General features: G+C 69.6%; 16 protein-coding genes. 3 read left to right on the forward strand and 13 right to left on the reverse strand.

Annotated features, from left to right (window positions below):
* Positions 1 to 67 precede the first annotated feature (67 nt).
* The 6 genes from TSO352_RS23630 to TSO352_RS23655 are packed head-to-tail and all read right to left on the reverse strand — an operon-like array spanning position 68 to position 6,100.
* Complete coding sequence (locus TSO352_RS23630) at positions 68 to 463, reverse strand: RidA family protein (protein WP_109109613.1); 396 nt, start codon at positions 461 to 463, stop codon at positions 68 to 70.
* Positions 441 to 890 carry a thioesterase family protein gene (locus tag TSO352_RS23635; protein WP_109109614.1) on the reverse strand — a complete coding sequence of 150 codons (450 nt, stop codon included), beginning with the start codon at positions 888 to 890 and terminating at the stop codon, positions 441 to 443. The genes TSO352_RS23630 and TSO352_RS23635 overlap by 23 nt, the downstream gene beginning before the upstream one ends.
* A complete protein-coding gene (locus TSO352_RS23640; protein ID WP_247872350.1) occupies positions 890 to 2,092 on the reverse strand; it encodes an acyl-CoA dehydrogenase family protein in 1,203 nt (400 codons plus the stop codon). Before TSO352_RS23640 ends, TSO352_RS23635 begins: the two co-directional genes overlap by 1 nt.
* 4 nt (positions 2,093 to 2,096) lie before the next feature.
* A complete protein-coding gene (locus TSO352_RS23645) occupies positions 2,097 to 2,921 on the reverse strand; it encodes an enoyl-CoA hydratase family protein (protein ID WP_109109615.1) in 825 nt (274 codons plus the stop codon).
* Between the two features lie 33 nt (positions 2,922 to 2,954).
* On the reverse strand, positions 2,955 to 3,761 hold the full coding sequence (locus TSO352_RS23650; protein ID WP_109109616.1) for an SDR family NAD(P)-dependent oxidoreductase: 807 nt from the start codon (positions 3,759 to 3,761) through the stop codon (positions 2,955 to 2,957).
* Between the two features lie 2 nt (positions 3,762 to 3,763).
* Positions 3,764 to 6,100, reverse strand: coding sequence for a bifunctional salicylyl-CoA 5-hydroxylase/oxidoreductase (locus tag TSO352_RS23655; protein WP_109109617.1), 2,337 nt, complete (start codon positions 6,098 to 6,100; stop codon positions 3,764 to 3,766).
* Between the two features lie 234 nt (positions 6,101 to 6,334).
* Between TSO352_RS23655 and TSO352_RS23660 the strand changes: the two genes are divergently transcribed.
* The gene (locus TSO352_RS23660; RefSeq protein WP_109109618.1) at positions 6,335 to 7,507 is read left to right on the forward strand and encodes an amino acid aminotransferase; all 1,173 of its coding nucleotides are present in this window, start codon (positions 6,335 to 6,337) and stop codon (positions 7,505 to 7,507) included.
* A 15-nt stretch (positions 7,508 to 7,522) separates the two neighbouring features.
* A complete protein-coding gene (locus TSO352_RS23665; RefSeq protein ID WP_109109619.1) occupies positions 7,523 to 8,182 on the forward strand; it encodes a YitT family protein in 660 nt (219 codons plus the stop codon).
* Between the two features lie 16 nt (positions 8,183 to 8,198).
* On the opposite strand, the gene TSO352_RS23670 is transcribed toward TSO352_RS23665, so the two are convergent.
* Entirely contained in the window at positions 8,199 to 9,125 is a 927-nt protein-coding gene (locus tag TSO352_RS23670; RefSeq protein ID WP_109109620.1) for an NAD-dependent epimerase/dehydratase family protein, read from the reverse strand.
* A gap of 40 nt (positions 9,126 to 9,165) precedes the next feature.
* The gene (locus tag TSO352_RS23675; protein WP_109109621.1) at positions 9,166 to 9,459 is read right to left on the reverse strand and encodes a response regulator; all 294 of its coding nucleotides are present in this window, start codon (positions 9,457 to 9,459) and stop codon (positions 9,166 to 9,168) included.
* A 309-nt stretch (positions 9,460 to 9,768) separates the two neighbouring features.
* Between TSO352_RS23675 and TSO352_RS23680 the strand changes: the two genes are divergently transcribed.
* Entirely contained in the window at positions 9,769 to 10,392 is a 624-nt protein-coding gene (locus TSO352_RS23680; RefSeq protein WP_109109622.1) for a glutathione S-transferase family protein, read from the forward strand.
* Between the two features lie 119 nt (positions 10,393 to 10,511).
* Here TSO352_RS23680 and TSO352_RS23685 read toward each other — a convergent pair whose 3' ends face one another.
* The 5 genes from TSO352_RS23685 to TSO352_RS23705 all read right to left on the reverse strand — a co-directional run bounded on the left by TSO352_RS23685 (position 10,512) and on the right by TSO352_RS23705 (position 16,135).
* The gene (locus TSO352_RS23685; protein ID WP_109109623.1) at positions 10,512 to 11,741 is read right to left on the reverse strand and encodes an AMP-binding protein; all 1,230 of its coding nucleotides are present in this window, start codon (positions 11,739 to 11,741) and stop codon (positions 10,512 to 10,514) included.
* 157 nt (positions 11,742 to 11,898) lie between these two features.
* Positions 11,899 to 12,681, reverse strand: a complete 783-nt coding sequence (locus TSO352_RS23690) for an ABC transporter ATP-binding protein (RefSeq protein ID WP_247872525.1) — start codon at positions 12,679 to 12,681, stop codon at positions 11,899 to 11,901.
* A 151-nt stretch (positions 12,682 to 12,832) separates the two neighbouring features.
* On the reverse strand, positions 12,833 to 14,113 hold the full coding sequence (locus tag TSO352_RS23695) for an ABC transporter substrate-binding protein (protein WP_109109625.1): 1,281 nt from the start codon (positions 14,111 to 14,113) through the stop codon (positions 12,833 to 12,835).
* A 53-nt stretch (positions 14,114 to 14,166) separates the two neighbouring features.
* Complete coding sequence (locus TSO352_RS23700; RefSeq protein ID WP_109109626.1) at positions 14,167 to 15,240, reverse strand: branched-chain amino acid ABC transporter permease; 1,074 nt, start codon at positions 15,238 to 15,240, stop codon at positions 14,167 to 14,169.
* Positions 15,241 to 15,247: 7 nt separating this feature from the next.
* Positions 15,248 to 16,135 carry a branched-chain amino acid ABC transporter permease gene (locus TSO352_RS23705; RefSeq protein WP_109109627.1) on the reverse strand — a complete coding sequence of 296 codons (888 nt, stop codon included), beginning with the start codon at positions 16,133 to 16,135 and terminating at the stop codon, positions 15,248 to 15,250.
* Positions 16,136 to 16,276 lie beyond the last annotated feature (141 nt).

Consider the following 16,276-nt stretch of genomic DNA (forward strand, 5'->3'; position numbering starts at 1 on the left):
GGTGCTTTCAAGGTGGAATTTTTAATGTTCAAATGTTCGCGCAACGGTCCTTTCGCCGCGGCGCGTGTCAGTCCGGAACGACGGCGTGGGCCTGGATCTCGACCTTGGCGCGGTCTTCCATCAGGGCGGTGACCTGGACCACCGCCATCGCCGGGAAGTGCCGGCCCATCACCTCGCGGTAGGCGGCGCCGATGGCCTTGCGGCTGGCGAGGTAGTCGGCCTTGTCGGTCACGTACCAGGTCAGCGAGGTGACGTGCTGCGGCCCGGCCCCGGCTTCGGCCAGGACGGCGACGATGTTGGCCAGGGTCTGGCGCACCTGTTCCGCCAGATCGTCGGTCTCGAACGCGCATTGTGCGTTCCAGCCGATCTGGCCGCCGACGAAGATCATCCGGCCGCGGGCGGCGACGCCGTTGGCGTAGCCGATGGGCTTCGCCCAGCCGTCAGGCTGAAGGATGCTGTGCATGGTCAGTCTCCAGGAAACGGGTCATGGCGAGGCGGAGATCGTCGGGCCAGGGCTGCGCCTTGTGGGTCGTCAGGTCGGTGCACACCAGGGTCTGCTCGGCGCGGAAGCGCAGCCCGCCGTCGCCGGTCACCGCGTGGCGCAGTTCCAGCGAGGCGCCGCCGATCCGCGCCACCACCAGCGTGCAGACCAGCTCGTCGCCCAGCATCGACGGCGCGACGAAGGTCGCGGCCATGGCGACGGTGGGGATGCCGATCCGGCGCTCGGGAATGGTGACGCGCCAGGGGAAGCCCATCGCCGCCCACCAATCCTCGACCACGCCGTTCAGCATGTCGAAGCAGCGTGGGAAATAGACGATGCCGGCGGGATCGCAGTCGGCGAACCGCACGGTGCGGCGGGTGAGGAAGCCTGTCGTTGTCGGGTCGGCCATCAGCCCCCGCCTTTCAGCAGCTCGCGGGCGACGATCAGCGTCTGCACCTCGGTGGCGCCCTCGTAGATGCGGAGCGCGCGGATCTCGCGGTAGAGCCGCTCGACCAGCTCGCCGCTGCGCACGCCGCGCCCACCGAACATCTGCACCGCGCGGTCGATCACGCTCTGCGCGGTTTCGGTGGCGGTCATCTTCGCCATCGCCGCCTCGCGCGTGGTCGGCAGCCGCTGCACGTCGCGGCGCCACGCCGCGCGGTAGGTCAGCAGCGCCGCGGCGTCGATGCCGGTCGCCATGGTGCCGAGCGCCGCCTGGGTCAGTTGCAGGTCGGCCAGCGTGCCGCCGAACATCCGCCGCGTCCGGGCGTGGGCCAGCGCCTCGTCCAGCGCGCGCCGGGCGAAGCCGAGCGCCGCGGCGGCGACCGAGGCGCGGAAGATGTCGAGCGTCCGCATGGCGATCTTGAAGCCCTCCCCGGCGGCGCCGAGCCGGCGGTCGGCCGGGATGCGGCAATTCTCGAAGCGGATGCGGGCCAGCGGGTGCGGTGCCATCACCGCGATGCGCTCCACCACCGAGAAGCCGGGATCGTCGGCGAACACGACGAAGGCGGAGATGCCGCGGGTGCCCGGCGCCTCGCCGGTGCGGGCGAAGATGGTGTAGACGTCGGCGATGCCGCCGTTGGAAATCCAGGTCTTCTCGCCGTCCAGCACATAGGAATCGCCGTCGGCGCGGGCGGCGCAGGCCATCGCGGCGACGTCCGACCCGGCGTCCGGTTCCGACAGGGCGAAGGCGGCGAGCCACTCGCCCGACCGCACCCGCGGCAGCACGGCGGCCTTCAGCGCCGACGATCCCGCCAGCCCGATGGCGCCGGTGCCCAGCCCCTGCATGGCGAAGGCGAAGTCGGCCAGCCCGTCGTGCCACGCCAGCGTCTCGCGCGCCAGACAGACCCGCCGGGAGTCGATCGGCGGGCCGTCCGGCGCCTCCGACGCCACGCAGGCGTCGAGCAGCCCGGCCGCGCCCAGCCGCCGCACCAGCGTCCGGCAGGCGGCGTCGACGTCGTCATGGTCGATGTCGGTCAGCGCCGGCGAAACGGCGAAGCGGTCGAGCCGTTCGGCGAAGGCGCGGTGCTCCGGGTCGAAGAACGGCCAGTCGAGATGGTCGCGGGTCGGTCCGGCGAGCGGGGACGGGGCCACGGACGAATTGGCGGTCACGGTCTCAATCCCCCTTGAAGGCGGGTGTTTCCTTGGCGGCGAACGCCTCGAAGGCGCGGCGGAAGTCGTTGGTCGCCATGCAGATCGCCTGGGCCTGGGCCTCGGCCTCGATCAGCTCGTCCAGCCCCATCGCCCATTCCTGGTTCAGCATGGTCTTGGTCATGCCATGGGCGAACCACGGGCCGTCGGCCAGGGAGCGGGCCAGCACCGCCGCTTCCGCCTCCACGGCGTCCGGCGCGACGATCCGGTTGTGGAAGCCCCAGGCCAGCCCCTCCTCGGCGCTCATGGCGCGGCCGGTGAACAGCAGTTCGGCGGCGCGGCCCTGGCCGATGATGCGCGGCAGGATCCCGCAGGCGCCCATATCGGCGCCGGCCAGCCCGACGCGGGTGAACAGGAAGGCGGTCTTGGCCCGCGGCGTCGCCAGCCGCAGATCCGACGCCATCGCCAGGATCGCCCCGGCTCCGGCGCACACGCCGTCGACGGCGGCGACGATCGGCTGCGGGCATTTGCGCATCGCCTTGACGACGTCGCCGGTCATCCGGGTGAAGGCCAGCAGTTCCGGCATCGCCATCTTGGTCAGCGGCTCGATGATCTCGAACACGTCACCGCCGGAGGAGAAGTTGCCGCCCGCCCCGGTCAGCACCACCGCCCGCACGTCGGCGGCGTGGGCGAGGTCGCGGAACAGGTCGCGCAGCTCGGCGTAGCTGTCGAAGGTCAGCGGGTTCTTGCGCTCCGGCCGGTTCAGCCGGACGGTGGCGACGCGGCCGTCCTCGCTGGTCTCGAACAGGAAATTCTCGGCCTTGTGGTCCTTGAACGGGCGCTTCTTCACGACGTCGGTCCTCCCTGTGTGTCAAGCCGGGCGTCAGCCGGCCATCACTTCGCCGCCATCCACCGGGATCGCCTGCCCATTGACCGACGACGCCCCCGGCGAGGCGAGCCACAGCACGGCGTCGGCGACCTCCCGCGGCTGGACGAGGCGGCCTTGCGGGTTGGCGCGGGCCAGCGTCGCGGCGGCCTCCTCGGCGGTGCGGCCGGTCTTGCCGGTGATGGTGCGGATGGCGCCGTCCAGCAGCGGCGTGTCGGTGAAGCCGGGGCACACCGCGTTGACGGTGACGCCGCTGCGCGCGAGTTCCAGCGCCAGCGCCCGGGTCAGCCCGACGACGCCGTGCTTGGCGGCGCAATAGGCCGCGACATAGGGATAGCCGCTGAGCCCGGCGGTCGACGCCACGTTGACGATGCGGGCGCCCGGCGCCTGCGCCTTCAGGTCGGGCAGCACCGCCTGCGTCACCAGGAACACCCCGGTGAGGTCGACCGCCAGCACGCGGTTCCACAGCTCCAGCCCGGTCGCCTCGAAGGCGGCGCTCGGCGCCTCCCCGGCGTTGTTGACCAGGATGCCGACGGGACCGAAAGCGGCGCGCGCCGTCTCCAGCCCGCGGGCGACGGCGGTGGGATCGGTGACGTCGAAGCCCGGCAGCGCCAGCGCCCGTTCGGTGCCGATCTCGGCGGCCAAGTCCCGCAACGGCTCGGCCCGGCGGCCGGCGAGGCTGACGCGGGCGCCGGCCCCGGCGAGCGCGGTGGCGATGGCGCGGCCGATGCCCCCGCCGGCCCCGGTGACCAGGGCGTGGCGGCCGGCCAGCGGACCGGCGGTTGGTGTGTGGTCAGCCGCCATGCTCACCGGCCTTCCGTTGCCGCCGCGCGGGCGAGGTTGGTTTCGTACTGGGTCTTGCCCGACCGGTACTGCTTGGGCCAGGGGATGTCGGTCACCCCGATCCGCGCCGCCTCGTGCAGGGTCCAGGCCGGGTCGGCCAGATGCGGGCGGGCGATGGCGCACAGGTCGCCGCGCCCGGCGGCGATGATCGAGTTGGCGTGGTCGGCCTCGGAGATCGCGCCGACCGCGATGGTCGGGATGCCCAGCTCGTTGCGGATGCGGTCGGAGAAGGGCGTCTGGTACAGGCGGCCATAGACCGGCGCGTCGTCCTTCACCACCTGCCCGGACGAGCAGTCGATGATGTCGGCGCCGACCTGCTGGAACAGGCGGGCGAAGACCACCGCGTCGTCGGGCGTGTTGCCTCCCTCCGCCCAATCGTGGCAGGACAGCCGGACCGAGATCGGCTTGTCGGCCGGCCAGACCGCGCGGATGGCGCGGAACACCTCCAGCGGGAAGCGGGCGCGGTTCTCGTGGCTGCCGCCCCACTCGTCGGTGCGGCGGTTGGTCAGCGGCGACAGGAAGCTGGACAGCAGGTAGCCGTGGGCGGCGTGCAGTTCCAGCAGGTCGGCGCCCGTCGTGGCCGCCAGCGCCGTCGCCCGGCGGAACTCCTCCACCACCCGGTCCATGTCGGCGCGGTCCATCGCCCGCGGCACCCGGGAGTTCGGCAGGTACGGCAGGGCGGAGGCGGAGATCAGCGGCCACGCCTCTCCCTCGTCCAGCGGCTGGTCGATGCCCTCCCAGCCGCGCCGCGTCGCTCCCTTGCGCCCGGCATGGCCGAGCTGGATCGCGACCTTCGCGTCGGAATTGGCGTGGACGAAGTCGACGATGCGGCGCCAACCCGCCGCCTGCGCCTCGTTCCACAGGCCGAGGCAGCCGGGGGTGATGCGGGCATCGGCCGACACGCAGGTCATCTCGCCGAACACCAGCCCCGCCCCGCCCAGCGCGCGCGAGCCGAGATGGACCAGATGGAAGTCGCCCGGCACCCCATCCACCGCCGAATACATCGCCATCGGCGAGACGACGACGCGGTTCGCCAGCGTCAACTCGCGCAGGCGGAACGGCGTCAGCATCGGCGGCGGCGGGCGTCCGCTTCCCGTGGTGCCCTCTGGAGCCCTGGCCGGGGTGAGGCGGTCGGCGAACCAGCGCTCGTAGCCCTCCAGCCACGCCGGGTCGCGCAGTCGCAGATTCTCGTGGCTGATCCGCTGCGAGCGGGTCAGCATCGAATACATGAACTGCTCCGGCTCCAGCCGGTCGGCGTAGCGGGTGCCGACCACCTCGAACCACTCCATGGCGTTGCGCGCCGCGTTCTGGATGCGGGCGACATCGACCCGCCGCACCTCCTCATAGGCGGCCAACACCTCGGGAATGCGGTCGGCGCCGTGGCCGAAACGCTCGAACTGGCGGGTCAGCTCGATGGCGTCGTCGACCGCCAGCTTGGTGCCGGAGCCGATGGCGAAGTGCGCGGTGTGGGCGGCGTCGCCCATCAGCACGACGTGGCTGCGGCCGTTGAAATGGCTCCAGGCGCCGCAGACCAGCCGGTTGAAGTTCAGCCAGGCCGAGCCGCGCAGGTGCCGCGCGTTGGACAGCAGCGGCGCCCCCTCCAGCACCTCCGCGAACACGGTTTCGCAGAAGGCGATGGAGCCCGGCAGGTCGGCCTTGTCCAGCCCGTGGGCCTGGAACGTCTCCTCCGTCGTCTCGACGATGAAGGTCGAGGTGGTGTCGTCGAACTTGTAGATGTGGGCCTGGAACCAGCCGTGTTCGGTCTTGCGGAAATCGAAGGTGAAGGCGTCGAAGCGCTTCTTGGTGCCGAGCCAGATGTAGCGGTTGGGCCGCACCAGCATGTCGGGCCGGAACACGTCCTCATAGCGCTGGCGGATGCGCGAGTTCACCCCGTCGGCGGCGACGATCAGGTCGGCGTCGGGGAACTCCAGGTCGCTGTCCACCTCATGCTCGAACCGCAGCTCGACGCCCAGATCCTCGCAGCGCCGCTGCAGGATGTTCAGCAGCGTCTTGCGGCCGATGCCGACGAAGCCATGCCCGCTGGTCCGCATGCGGCGGCCCTTGATCAGGACCTCGATGTCGTCCCAATGGTTGAAGGCCTGCTCGATCGCCGTCGCGGTTTCGGGATCCCACTCCCGCATCGCCACCATCGTCGCGTCGGAGAACACCACCCCCCAACCGAAGGTGTCGTAGGGCCGGTTGCGCTCCACCACCGTCACCGCGTGGGCGGGATGCCGCTTCTTCATCAGCAGCCCGAAATAGAGCCCGGCCGGACCGCCGCCGATGCAGACGATGCGCATGCGTGTTCCTCCCAAATGGGGACAGGCGTGTCGGGACCAGACCGGGCGACCGGTGCCGCCCTCCGTTTGCTGGCCTGACAAATGTTTTAACATTCAAATATTGAAAGGTCAAACACCTGTTGGATCGCGCACAACGCCATTGTCTCCGCCGCCGCGAAGGTGGAGGATCGCACCGCCCGGTCCCCCGGCCGGCGCCACCGCGAACCACCCACTGCCAGGACCGGACCGACCGCCATGTTCAACGCGCTCTCCCGCCAGCCCGACGACGCCCTGCTCGCCCTGATCGGCCTCTACAAGCAGGATCCGCGGCCGGGCAAGGTCGATCTCGGCGTCGGCGTCTATCGGGACGAGGAGGGGCGCACCCCGATCTTCCGCGCGGTCAAGGCGGCGGAACGGCTGCTGCTCGACGGGCAGGACAGCAAGGCCTATCTCGGGCTGGAGGGCGACGCGCTGTATCTGGAGCGGCTGTGGTCGCTGATCGGCGGGACGGCGGGGACGCGGGTGTCGGCGGCCGGCGTGCAGACGCCGGGCGGGTCGGGCGCGCTGCGGCTGGCGGCCGATCTGGTGCTGCGCGGCGGGGCCAAACGCGTCCTGGTCGGCCAGCCGACCTGGCCGAACCATGTCGGCATCTTCGCCGCCGCCGGGCTTGAGGTCGTCGGCCATCCCTTCTTCGACCGCGCCAGCCAGACCGTGCTGTTCGACAGCATGATCGCGGCGATCGACGCCGCCGGGCCGGGCGACGTCGCCCTGCTGCACGGCAGTTGCCACAACCCGACCGGCGCGCCGCTGTCGCTCGACCAGTGGGCAACCCTGGCCGTGCTGATGGAAAAGCGCGGCGTGCTGCCGCTGGTCGATCTCGCCTACCAGGGCTTCGGCCGCGGGCTGGACGAGGACGCCGCCGGCCTGCGCCACCTGATCGGCGCGGTGCCGGAAACGCTGGTCGCCGTGTCGTCGTCGAAGTCCTTCGGCCTCTACCGCGAGCGCACCGGCGCCATCTTCGCCGTCGCCGCGACGCCCGGCCCGGCCGATCTCGCCAAGTCCAACCTGATGGGGCTGGCCCGCACCAGCTATTCGATGCCGCCCGACCATGGCGCCGCCGTGGTGCGCACCATCCTCGGCGACGCGGCGCTGACCGCCGACTGGACGGCGGAGCTGGACGCCATGCGCGCCCGCATCACCGGCATCCGCCGCAAGCTCGCCGCCGGCCTCGCCGGCACCTTCCCGGCGCTGGCCGCCGTGGCGGAGCAGGAGGGCATGTTCTCCCTGCTGCCGCTGACGGAGGCGGAGGTGCTGCGCCTGCGCGCCGACCACGCGATCTACATGCCGACTTCGGGCCGCATCAACATCGCCGGCCTGAAGACGGCCGAGGTGGACGACGTGGTGGCCAAGTTCGCCGCCCTGCGCTGACCGGAGCGGACGCGGATGACCAACACGGTTCCGGCGGTAGACGCCCAGGCCGACACGCAAGCCGACGCCCAGGGCGCGGCCGAACGCCACCAGCTCTACGAAGACGCGCTGGCGATGCTGTTCGGCACGCTGTTCATCGCGCTGGGCATGCTGCTCTACGCCAAGACGACGCTGCTGACCGGCAGCATGGCCGGCGTCGCCCTGCTGGTGAGCTACATCACCCATGTCCAGTTCGGCGTCATCTTCTTCGCGATCAACCTGCCCTTCTACGCCCTGGCGTGGAAGCGGCTGGGTTGGAAGTTCACGCTGCGGACCTTCATCGCCGTCGGGCTGGTGACGCTGTTCTCGCGCCTGACCGACCAATGGATCGGCTTCGACCATCTCGACCCGGTCTACGCCACGGTGATCGGCAGCGGCCTGTGCGGCACCGGCCTGTTGATGCTGTTCCGCCACCGCACCGGGCTGGGCGGCGTCAACATCCTGGCGATCTACCTGCAGGAGCGCTACGGCATCCGTGCCGGCTATTTCCAGCTCGGTGTCGACCTGACCATCCTGGCCGCCGCCTTCTTCGTGCTCGCCCCCGACCGGCTGCTGCTGTCGGTGGTCGGCGCCACCATCGTCAACATGCTGCTGGCGATCAACCACAAGCCGGGCCGCTACCTCGGCATCAGCTGACGCCGAGGGGCGGCGGTCACCCGAGCCACGCCAGCGTGGCGCGCAGCCCGTCTTCCAGCGGCGTGTCGCAGCTCATGCCGAAAGCGGCGACCAGACGGGCCGGGTCGCCGATCGACACCCGGATGTCACCGGGCCGCGCCGGGCCGGACCGGCGGTCGAGCGGCCGGCCCGACAGGTCGGCCAGTACCTGCGCCAGCCGGTTGACCGTGGTCGGGCGGCCGGTGCAGACGTTGAACACCGGGGCACCGGCGCGTGGGCTGTCCATCGCCGCGGTCAGGTAGCGCACCAGATCCCCGACATAGACGAAGTCGCGCACCTGTTCGCCGTCGCCGTTGATGGTGACCGGCTCCCCAGCCGCGATCCGGCCGGCGAAAATGGAAATCACGCCGGAATAGGGCGATTTCGGGTCCTGCCGCGGGCCATAGACGTTGAAGAAGCGGAAGCCGGTCGTCGGCACGCCGTGCACGCCGTCGGCGACGCGCGCGTGCAACTCGCAGCCCAGCTTGTCGGCGCCGTAGGCCGACAGCGGCCGGGTCGCCGCATCCTCCGTCAGCGGGGTGTCGGGGTTGTCGCCATACACCGCGGCGGACGAGGCGTAGACCACCGGCACCGGCCCGCGTGGGTTGGCCCGCCGCGCCGCGTCGAACACCGCGATGGTGCCGGACAGGTTGGCGTGGTGCGTCGCCAGCCACGCCTCGCGCGAGCGGTCGACCGAGGCCACCGCCGCCAGATGGAAGCAGCCGTCGATGCCGGCCATCGCCGCCTCGACCGCCGCGGCGTCGGCGACGTCGCCGACCGTCACCGCCACGCCGGCCGGCAGGTTTTCGCGCGTGCCGGTCGACAGGTCGTCGAGCACCCGCGCCTCGTGCCCGGCGGCCAGCAGCCGCTCGATCAGGTGCGAGCCGATGAAGCCGCAGCCGCCGGTAACCAGATAACGCGCCATGACCTTCGGCTCCCCTGCCTTAGTTCCTCGTGAAGCGCCCTCAGGCGGCCAGGAATCCGGCGACGACGGACTGGAATTCCCTGGGCTTGGTGGACAGCGCCCCGTCGGCGCGGATGCACTTGATCAGCTCCAGCCCCGACAACCCCGGCATGACGATGTCCATCGCTACCAGATCCGGCGTCCGGTCGCGCATCAGGTCCAGCACGGTGACGGGGTCGGCCGTCTCGACGACGCTGAAGCCGCCCTCCTCCAGGCAGCGGACGAACAGCTTACGCATCAGCGCATTGTCCTCGTCCACGAGGATCGTCCGCGTCTTCTCGGCCCTGTCCATCATCTCGCCATCCGGGTGGTGCGCAAACGCCGGAATCATCCGCAGCATGCGACGCCGCCGGGGCGACGGGCCGCAAGACGACGGCAACAACTGTTTGTAGCACCGTGTCTAACGATTTCGAACTTTTCGGTCAAGCCGGCCCGCCGGACAGAGTCATCGTCCTTCGGTGTTGCGTCCCGTCGCGGCGGCCGTCCATTCGGGATCCCGAATGCTCGCTTTCCACTGGCGCACACCACCCGATTGAGGTCATCCTCGCCGCAAATCGGGCCGCCCGGCGCGTCGGGCCCCGCGCATCAGGGAGACAGAGCCATCGTGACCGCCCCCTTCATCCTGCACGGCAACGTGAACTCGCAGCCGGCGACCCGCATCGCGCTGTTCTTCCGGCTGGCCGGCATTCCCTTCCAATACCGCCACGTCGACCTGCGCAGCGGGCAGCAGAAGACCCCGGAATACCAGGCGATCAACCGGTTCGGCCGGGTGCCGACGCTGGTGCACGGCGACCGCTCGGTGTCCGAATCGAGCGTGATCCTGACCTACCTTGCCCAGCAGACCGGCAAGTTCGGCGGCCGTGACGAGGATGAGACGATCCGCATCGCCGAATGGCTGAGCTGGCTCGCCGACGTTCTGCTGCCGGTCCAGCGCGCCCGCGCGGTGCGCAAGTTCAACGGTGACGCCAACGCCCTGCCCTGGATCGACGCCTCGGCGGTGAGCGGGATGCGGCTGTTCGACCAGCATCTGGCCGGCCGCCAATTCATCGAGGGCGACCGGCTGACCATCGCCGACATCTTCGCCTTCCCCTGGATCGACCTGATGAACGAATCGGCGATCGAGGCGGCCGACTACCCCAACGTCCAGGCCTGGGCCGACCGCATCCGCGCCCTGCCCGGCTACCAGCCACAATACGACCTGATGCCGTCGGCGGACGCGGCGTGCTGAGTTGAGGCGGTTCCCCCCACCCTAAACCCTCCCCCGCTGGGCGGGGGAGGGAACAAGTGCTGAAGCGGGAGAGAGGCGGCAGTCCCTCCCCCGCCCAGCGGGGGAGGTTAGGTGGGGGCCTAACCCCGGGTGTCGTCGATCACCTTGCCGTCGTTGGGCAGGGTTCCCGGCCCGGCGAACTCGACCACGCCCTTCAGCTTGGTTACCGACGCCAGCGTCTCGCGCACCGCGGCGGCCAGCGCCTCGCCCGTCTCCTCCGCCTCGCAGCGCAGGGTCATGGTGTCGCTGGCGTCCTGGCGGCCGACGACCAACCGGGCGCGGGCGATCTGCGGGTGGCGACGCAGCACCTCGGCGACCTGGGACGGGTGGACGAACATGCCCTTGACCTTGGTCGTCTGGTCGGCGCGGCCCATCCAGCCCTTCAGCCGCATGTTGGTGCGCCCGCAGGGGCTGACGCCCGGCAGCACCGCCGACAGGTCGCCGGTGGCGAAGCGCACCAGCGGGTAGGCCGGGTTGAAGATGGTCACCACCACCTCGCCGACCTCGCCGTCGGGCACCGGGTCGCCGGTGCCGGGGCGGACGATCTCGACGATGCAGCCCTCCTCCACCACCAGCCCGGCGCGGGCCGGCGTCTCGTAGGCGACGATGCCGAGGTCGGCGGTGCCGTAGCACTGGTAGACCGCCAGCCCGCGCGCCTCGTAGAAGGCGCGGGCGTCGGGCAGGTAGGGGCCGCCCGACACGCTGGCGATGCGGACCGACGAGACGTCGAGCCCCAGCGCGTCGCCCTTCTCCAGGATGATCTTCAGGAAGTCCGGCGTGCCGATGTAGCCGCGCGGCTTCAGGCTGGATATCACCTGGGCCTGCATCTCGGTGTTGCCGGTGCCGGCCGGGATCACGGCGCAGCCGATGGCGTGCGCCCCCGTCTCGAACATCGAGCCGGCGGGGGTGAGATGGTAGGCGAAGCAGTTGTGCGCGAGGTCGCCGGCGCGGAAGCCGGCGGCGAACAGCGCGCGGGCGCTGCGCCAGGGGTCCTTGCCGTGCGGCTCCGGGTCATGGATCGGCCCGGGCGAGGCGAAGACCCGCGCCAGCCGGCCGATCTCGACCGCCGCCAGACCGCCGAAGGGCGGCGCCGCCTGCTGGATCGCGATCAGATCCGACTTGCGCGTCACCGGCAGGGTGGCCAGCGCCACCCGGTCGCGGATGGCGCCCGCGTCCACATCGGCCAGCACGTGGCGGAAATAGGGGGCGGCGGCCTTGGCGTGATCGAGATGGGCGGGCAGCGCCGCGAACAGTTCGGCCTCGCGCCGGTCGGAGGAACGGGTTTCGAGGTCGTCGTAGAAGTCGGTCATGGTCGTTCGTCCGTTAAGGGGTCGCCCGCCTTGCCCCCTCCCCGACCCTCCCCCGCCAGGGCGGGAAAGGGGGACAGGAGCCTGGTCGAAATGCGGCGGCAGTCCCCTCTCCCGCCAAAGGCGGGGGAGGGTTAGGGAGGGGGCCGACAGCCTCCGCTCAGATCCAGCGCTTGCGCCGCTTGAAGCTCTTCAGGTTCTTGAAGCTCTTGCGCTCTTCGTTGCCGCCGCCGAGGTAGAATTCCTTCACGTCCTCGTTGTTGCGCAGCTCTTCGGCGGTGCCGTCCAGCACGACCTTGCCGTTCTCCATGATGTAGCCGCGCGTCGCGGCCTGCAGCGCCATGCGGGCGTTCTGCTCCACCAGCAGGATGGTGACGCCGAGGTCCCGGTTGATCTGCTGGACGATGCTGAACACCTCCTTCACCATCAGCGGCGACAGGCCCATGCTCGGCTCGTCCATCAGGATCAGCTTCGGCCTTGCCATCATCGCGCGGCCGATCGCCAGCATCTGCTGCTCGCCGCCCGACAGGTAGCCGGCCAGCCCGGTGCGTTCCTTCAGCCGGGGGAAGTAGCTGAACACCATGTCCAGGTCGTCCTTCACCCCGTTGTCGCGGCGGGTGTAGGCGCCGAGCCGCAGGTTTTCCAGGCAGGTCATGTCGGCGATGATCCGCCGGCCCTCCATCACCTGGAAGATGCCCTTGCGGACGATCTGGTCGGGGTCGATGCCGTTGATGCGCTCGCCATTGAAGGTGATGTCGCCGCGCGTCACCTCGCCGTCCTCGGTCTTCAGCAGGCCGGAGATCGCCTTCAGCGTCGTCGACTTGCCGGCGCCGTTGGCGCCCAGCAGGGCGACGATCTCACCCTCCGGCACCTCCAGGCTCAGGCCGCGGAGCACGAGGATCACGTCGTTGTAGACGACCTCGATGTTGTTGACGGACAGCATCAGCCGCTTGGCGGCCGTGACGGGCGGCGCGGCGACAGCGGCCGTGGCGGTGTTCAGCATGCGGCACCTGGACGTTCGGTAGGACGTTCGGTAGGAGGAGTGCCCTCCCCCCGCCCACGAGGGGGCGGAGGAAGGGCCACAGGGTGCGGGCTTACCAGCCGAGCCATTCCGGCTTGCGCGGGACGTCGACGGTGGTCAGCTTCTCCAGCTTGATCGTGCCGGCCTTGACCAGGTCATCGACGCTGGCGCCGGTATCGCCGCTGACCTTGGCCTGGTAGATGTTGACCGCCGTCATGCCGCGGTGGTCGGTGTCGGTCCAGGTCGACGGCACGCAGACGCCCTCCAGCCCGGCCGGGACCCAGTCCTTCTTCTGGTACATGCCCTTGCGGATGTTCGGGCCGGTGACGCCGCCGTTCTTCGACGCCCAGTCCATCGCCTCCTTCATGTAGAAGGCGGTGCAGACCCCGGCGAGGTAGTGGACCGGGCGGTAGTGGGCGCCGTCCGGATCGGAGAGCTTGGAGATCTCCTTCAGCGTCTTCATGCCCGGGGCGTCGCCGTTCCAGGTGACGGCGGTGCGCAGCGGGAACACCACGCCGTCGGCGGCGGCGCCGGCGGCCTTGGCGGCGTTCTCGTCCATGCCCCAGACGTTGCCCATGAACTGCACCTTGGCGCCGACCGTCTGGCAGGCCTTCAGCACCGAGATGTTGGAGCCGGCGGTGTTGCCGAGATAGGCGTAGTTGGCGCCGGCCTCCTTCAGGGTCAGGCACTGGGCGGTGTAGTCGCCGGGGGTCAGCGCGAACTGCACGGCCGGCAGCACGTCGAAGCCCAGCTCCTTGGCCAGCTGCTCGCCGGCGTCCTTGGGCGCGTTGGGATAGGGGTGGTTGGCGCCCATGTGGACGTATTTCGGCTTGCCCTGGCCGCCCTTCTTCTTCCAGTCCTCGGCCGCCCAGGTCAGCATGCCGCGCAGCGCGTCGGAATAGGACGGACCGTAGAAGAAGTTGTAGGGCGCCGGCTTGGAGCCGTGCAGGCCCTTGCCGGCCGGGTCGGTCAGGTGGCCGGAGTAGGAACCGGAATAGGCCGGGATCTCGTCCTTGCCGACAAAGCCGGTCAGCGCCTCGGTGTCGGCGGTGCCCCAGCCCTGCAGCGCGGCAATCTTGTCGCTGCCCGACGACCATTTCTTGTACTGGCTGATGGCGCGCGGCGCCTGATAGCCGTAGTCGACGCTGTCGACCGCCAGCTTGGTGCCGTTGATACCGCCCTTGGAATTGATGTAGGCGAGCGCGTCCGACACGCCCTGCGCATAAGGCACGCCGACGTCGGAGGTGGCGCCGGACTGGTCGGCGAGATGGCCGACCGGGATGTCGGCGTATGCGGTGGCGGAGGTCGCCAGAAGAACGGCGGCGGTGGCGAACAGCGCGGTCTTGGTCGTCATGTTGCGTTTACTCCCTATTCGGTTCTGTTTGTTGGGGCTTTTTGAAGCGGGCCTCAGTGCGAGAAGGGGTAGAGCTTCCAATAGGCCTTGATCTGCTTCCAGCGGTGGGCCAGCCCGTCGGGCTCGAACACCAGGAACAGGATGATGACGAGGCCGATCGACATCTCGCGCAGGAAGGCGATGTTGTCCTTCAGGTTCAGCGCGGTGTCGATGGCGGTGCCGCTGACCAGCTTGGTCAGCGCCTGCATCGCCTCGGGCAGGAACACCATGAAGGCGGTGCCCATCAGCGTGCCCATGATCGAACCCAGCCCGCCGATGATGATCATCCCCAGGAACTGGATCGAGAAGAGGATGGTGAAGCCCTCCACCGACACGAACTGCAGGTAATGGGCGTAGAGCGCGCCGCCGATGCCGGCGTAGAAGGCCGAGATGCCGAAGGACATCGTCCGGTACTTGGTCAGGTTGATGCCCATGATCTCGGCGGACAGGTAATGGTCGCGCACCGCCACCAGGGCGCGGCCGTCACGGGTCCGCATCAGGTTGGTGGCCAGGATGTACATCACCACCATCGCCACCAGCACGACATAGAAGTAGCGCTCGTCGGTGTCGAAGGAGAAGCCGAAGATGGTCAGCGCCTCGGCGATGGTGCCGTTGGTGCCGCCGGTGAACCAGTCGGCCCGGGCGAAGAAATCCTGCAGGATGTACTGCGCCGCCAGCGTGGCGATGGCGAGGTACAGGCCCTTCAGGCGGGCCGCCGGCATGCCGAACAGCAGGCCGACGCCGGTGGTGACGACACCGGCCAGCGGGATGGCCAGCGCCACCGGCACGCCCCAGCGGTTGTTCAGCCAGGCCGAGGCGAAGGCGCCGAAGCCGAAGAAGGCGGAATGGCCGATCGAGATCTGGCCGGTGAAGCCGACCAGGATGTTCAGCCCCAGCGCCGCGATGCCGAGATAGCCGATCTGGATCAGCATGTTCAGCCAGAAGCGGTCCATGAAGGCCGGGCAGGCCAGCAGCAGGATCACGCCCAGGATCGCGAAGTTGCGGCTGGTGGTGGTCGGGAAGATGGTGGTGTCGGTCCCGTAGGACGTCTTGAAGTCGCCGCTCGGGATGATGCTGACGTTCGCCATGGGGGCCTCACACGCGCTCGATGTCTTTGGTGCCGAACAGGCCGTAAGGCTTGATCATCAGGATGGCGATCAGGACGTAGAAGGGGGCGATCTCGTACATGTTGCCCCAGTTCAGCCACTGGCTGTCGACGTACTGCGCCACATTCTCCAGCACCCCGACGATCAGGCCGCCCAGCACCGCGCCGATGACGCTGTCCAGGCCGCCGAGGATCACCGCCGGGAAGACCTTGATGCCGAAGATCGACAGGGCCGACGACACGCCGTTGACCACGCCGACGGTCACGCCGGCCACCGCCGACACCATGGCGGAGATCGCCCAGCTCATCGCGAACATGCGGCGGACCGAGATGCCGAGCGACTGCGCCACCTGCTGGTCGAAGGCGGTGGCCCGCATCGCCAGACCGGTGCGCGAGTATTTGAAGAACCAGCCGAAGCCGGCCATGATCAGGATCGAGATGCCCAGCGACACCACGTAGACCGTCTGCACCTCCAACCCGAACAGGTTGGTGGTCGGGCTGGCGAAGATCGGCGGGAAGGGCTTGGCGAACACGCCGAACATCCACTTCATCGCCGCCTGGAAGACGATCGACAGGCCGATCGTCACCATGATGACCGAGATGATCGGCTCGCCGATCATCGGCCGCAGCACGACGACCTGCAGGATGACGCCGAACACCAGCATGAAGACCAGCGTGATCGGGAAGCCGATCCAGAAGGGCAGATGCCAGCTGGTCAGCAGCCACCAGCAGGTCCAGGCGCCGATCAGCAGGAACTCGCCCTGCGCGAAGTTGACGATGCGGCTGGCCTTGTAGATCAGCACGAACGACATGGCGACCACGCCATACAGCGCGCCGACGATCACACCGTTGACGAGAAGCTGAAGGAAAAGGGTCATGGCGTGGCCTCGTTCTTTCCCTCTCCCGCCCCGGGAGAGGGGGACCGCGAAGCGGTCGGGTGAGGGGTCATCCAAGGATCAGGGCGCCCGTTTCCTGCCGGCCCCCTCACCCTCCCCGTGCTCTGCACGGGTCCCCGCCCT

This window comes from Azospirillum sp. TSO35-2 (assembly GCF_003116095.1).
Classification (GTDB): Bacteria; Pseudomonadota; Alphaproteobacteria; order Azospirillales; family Azospirillaceae; genus Azospirillum.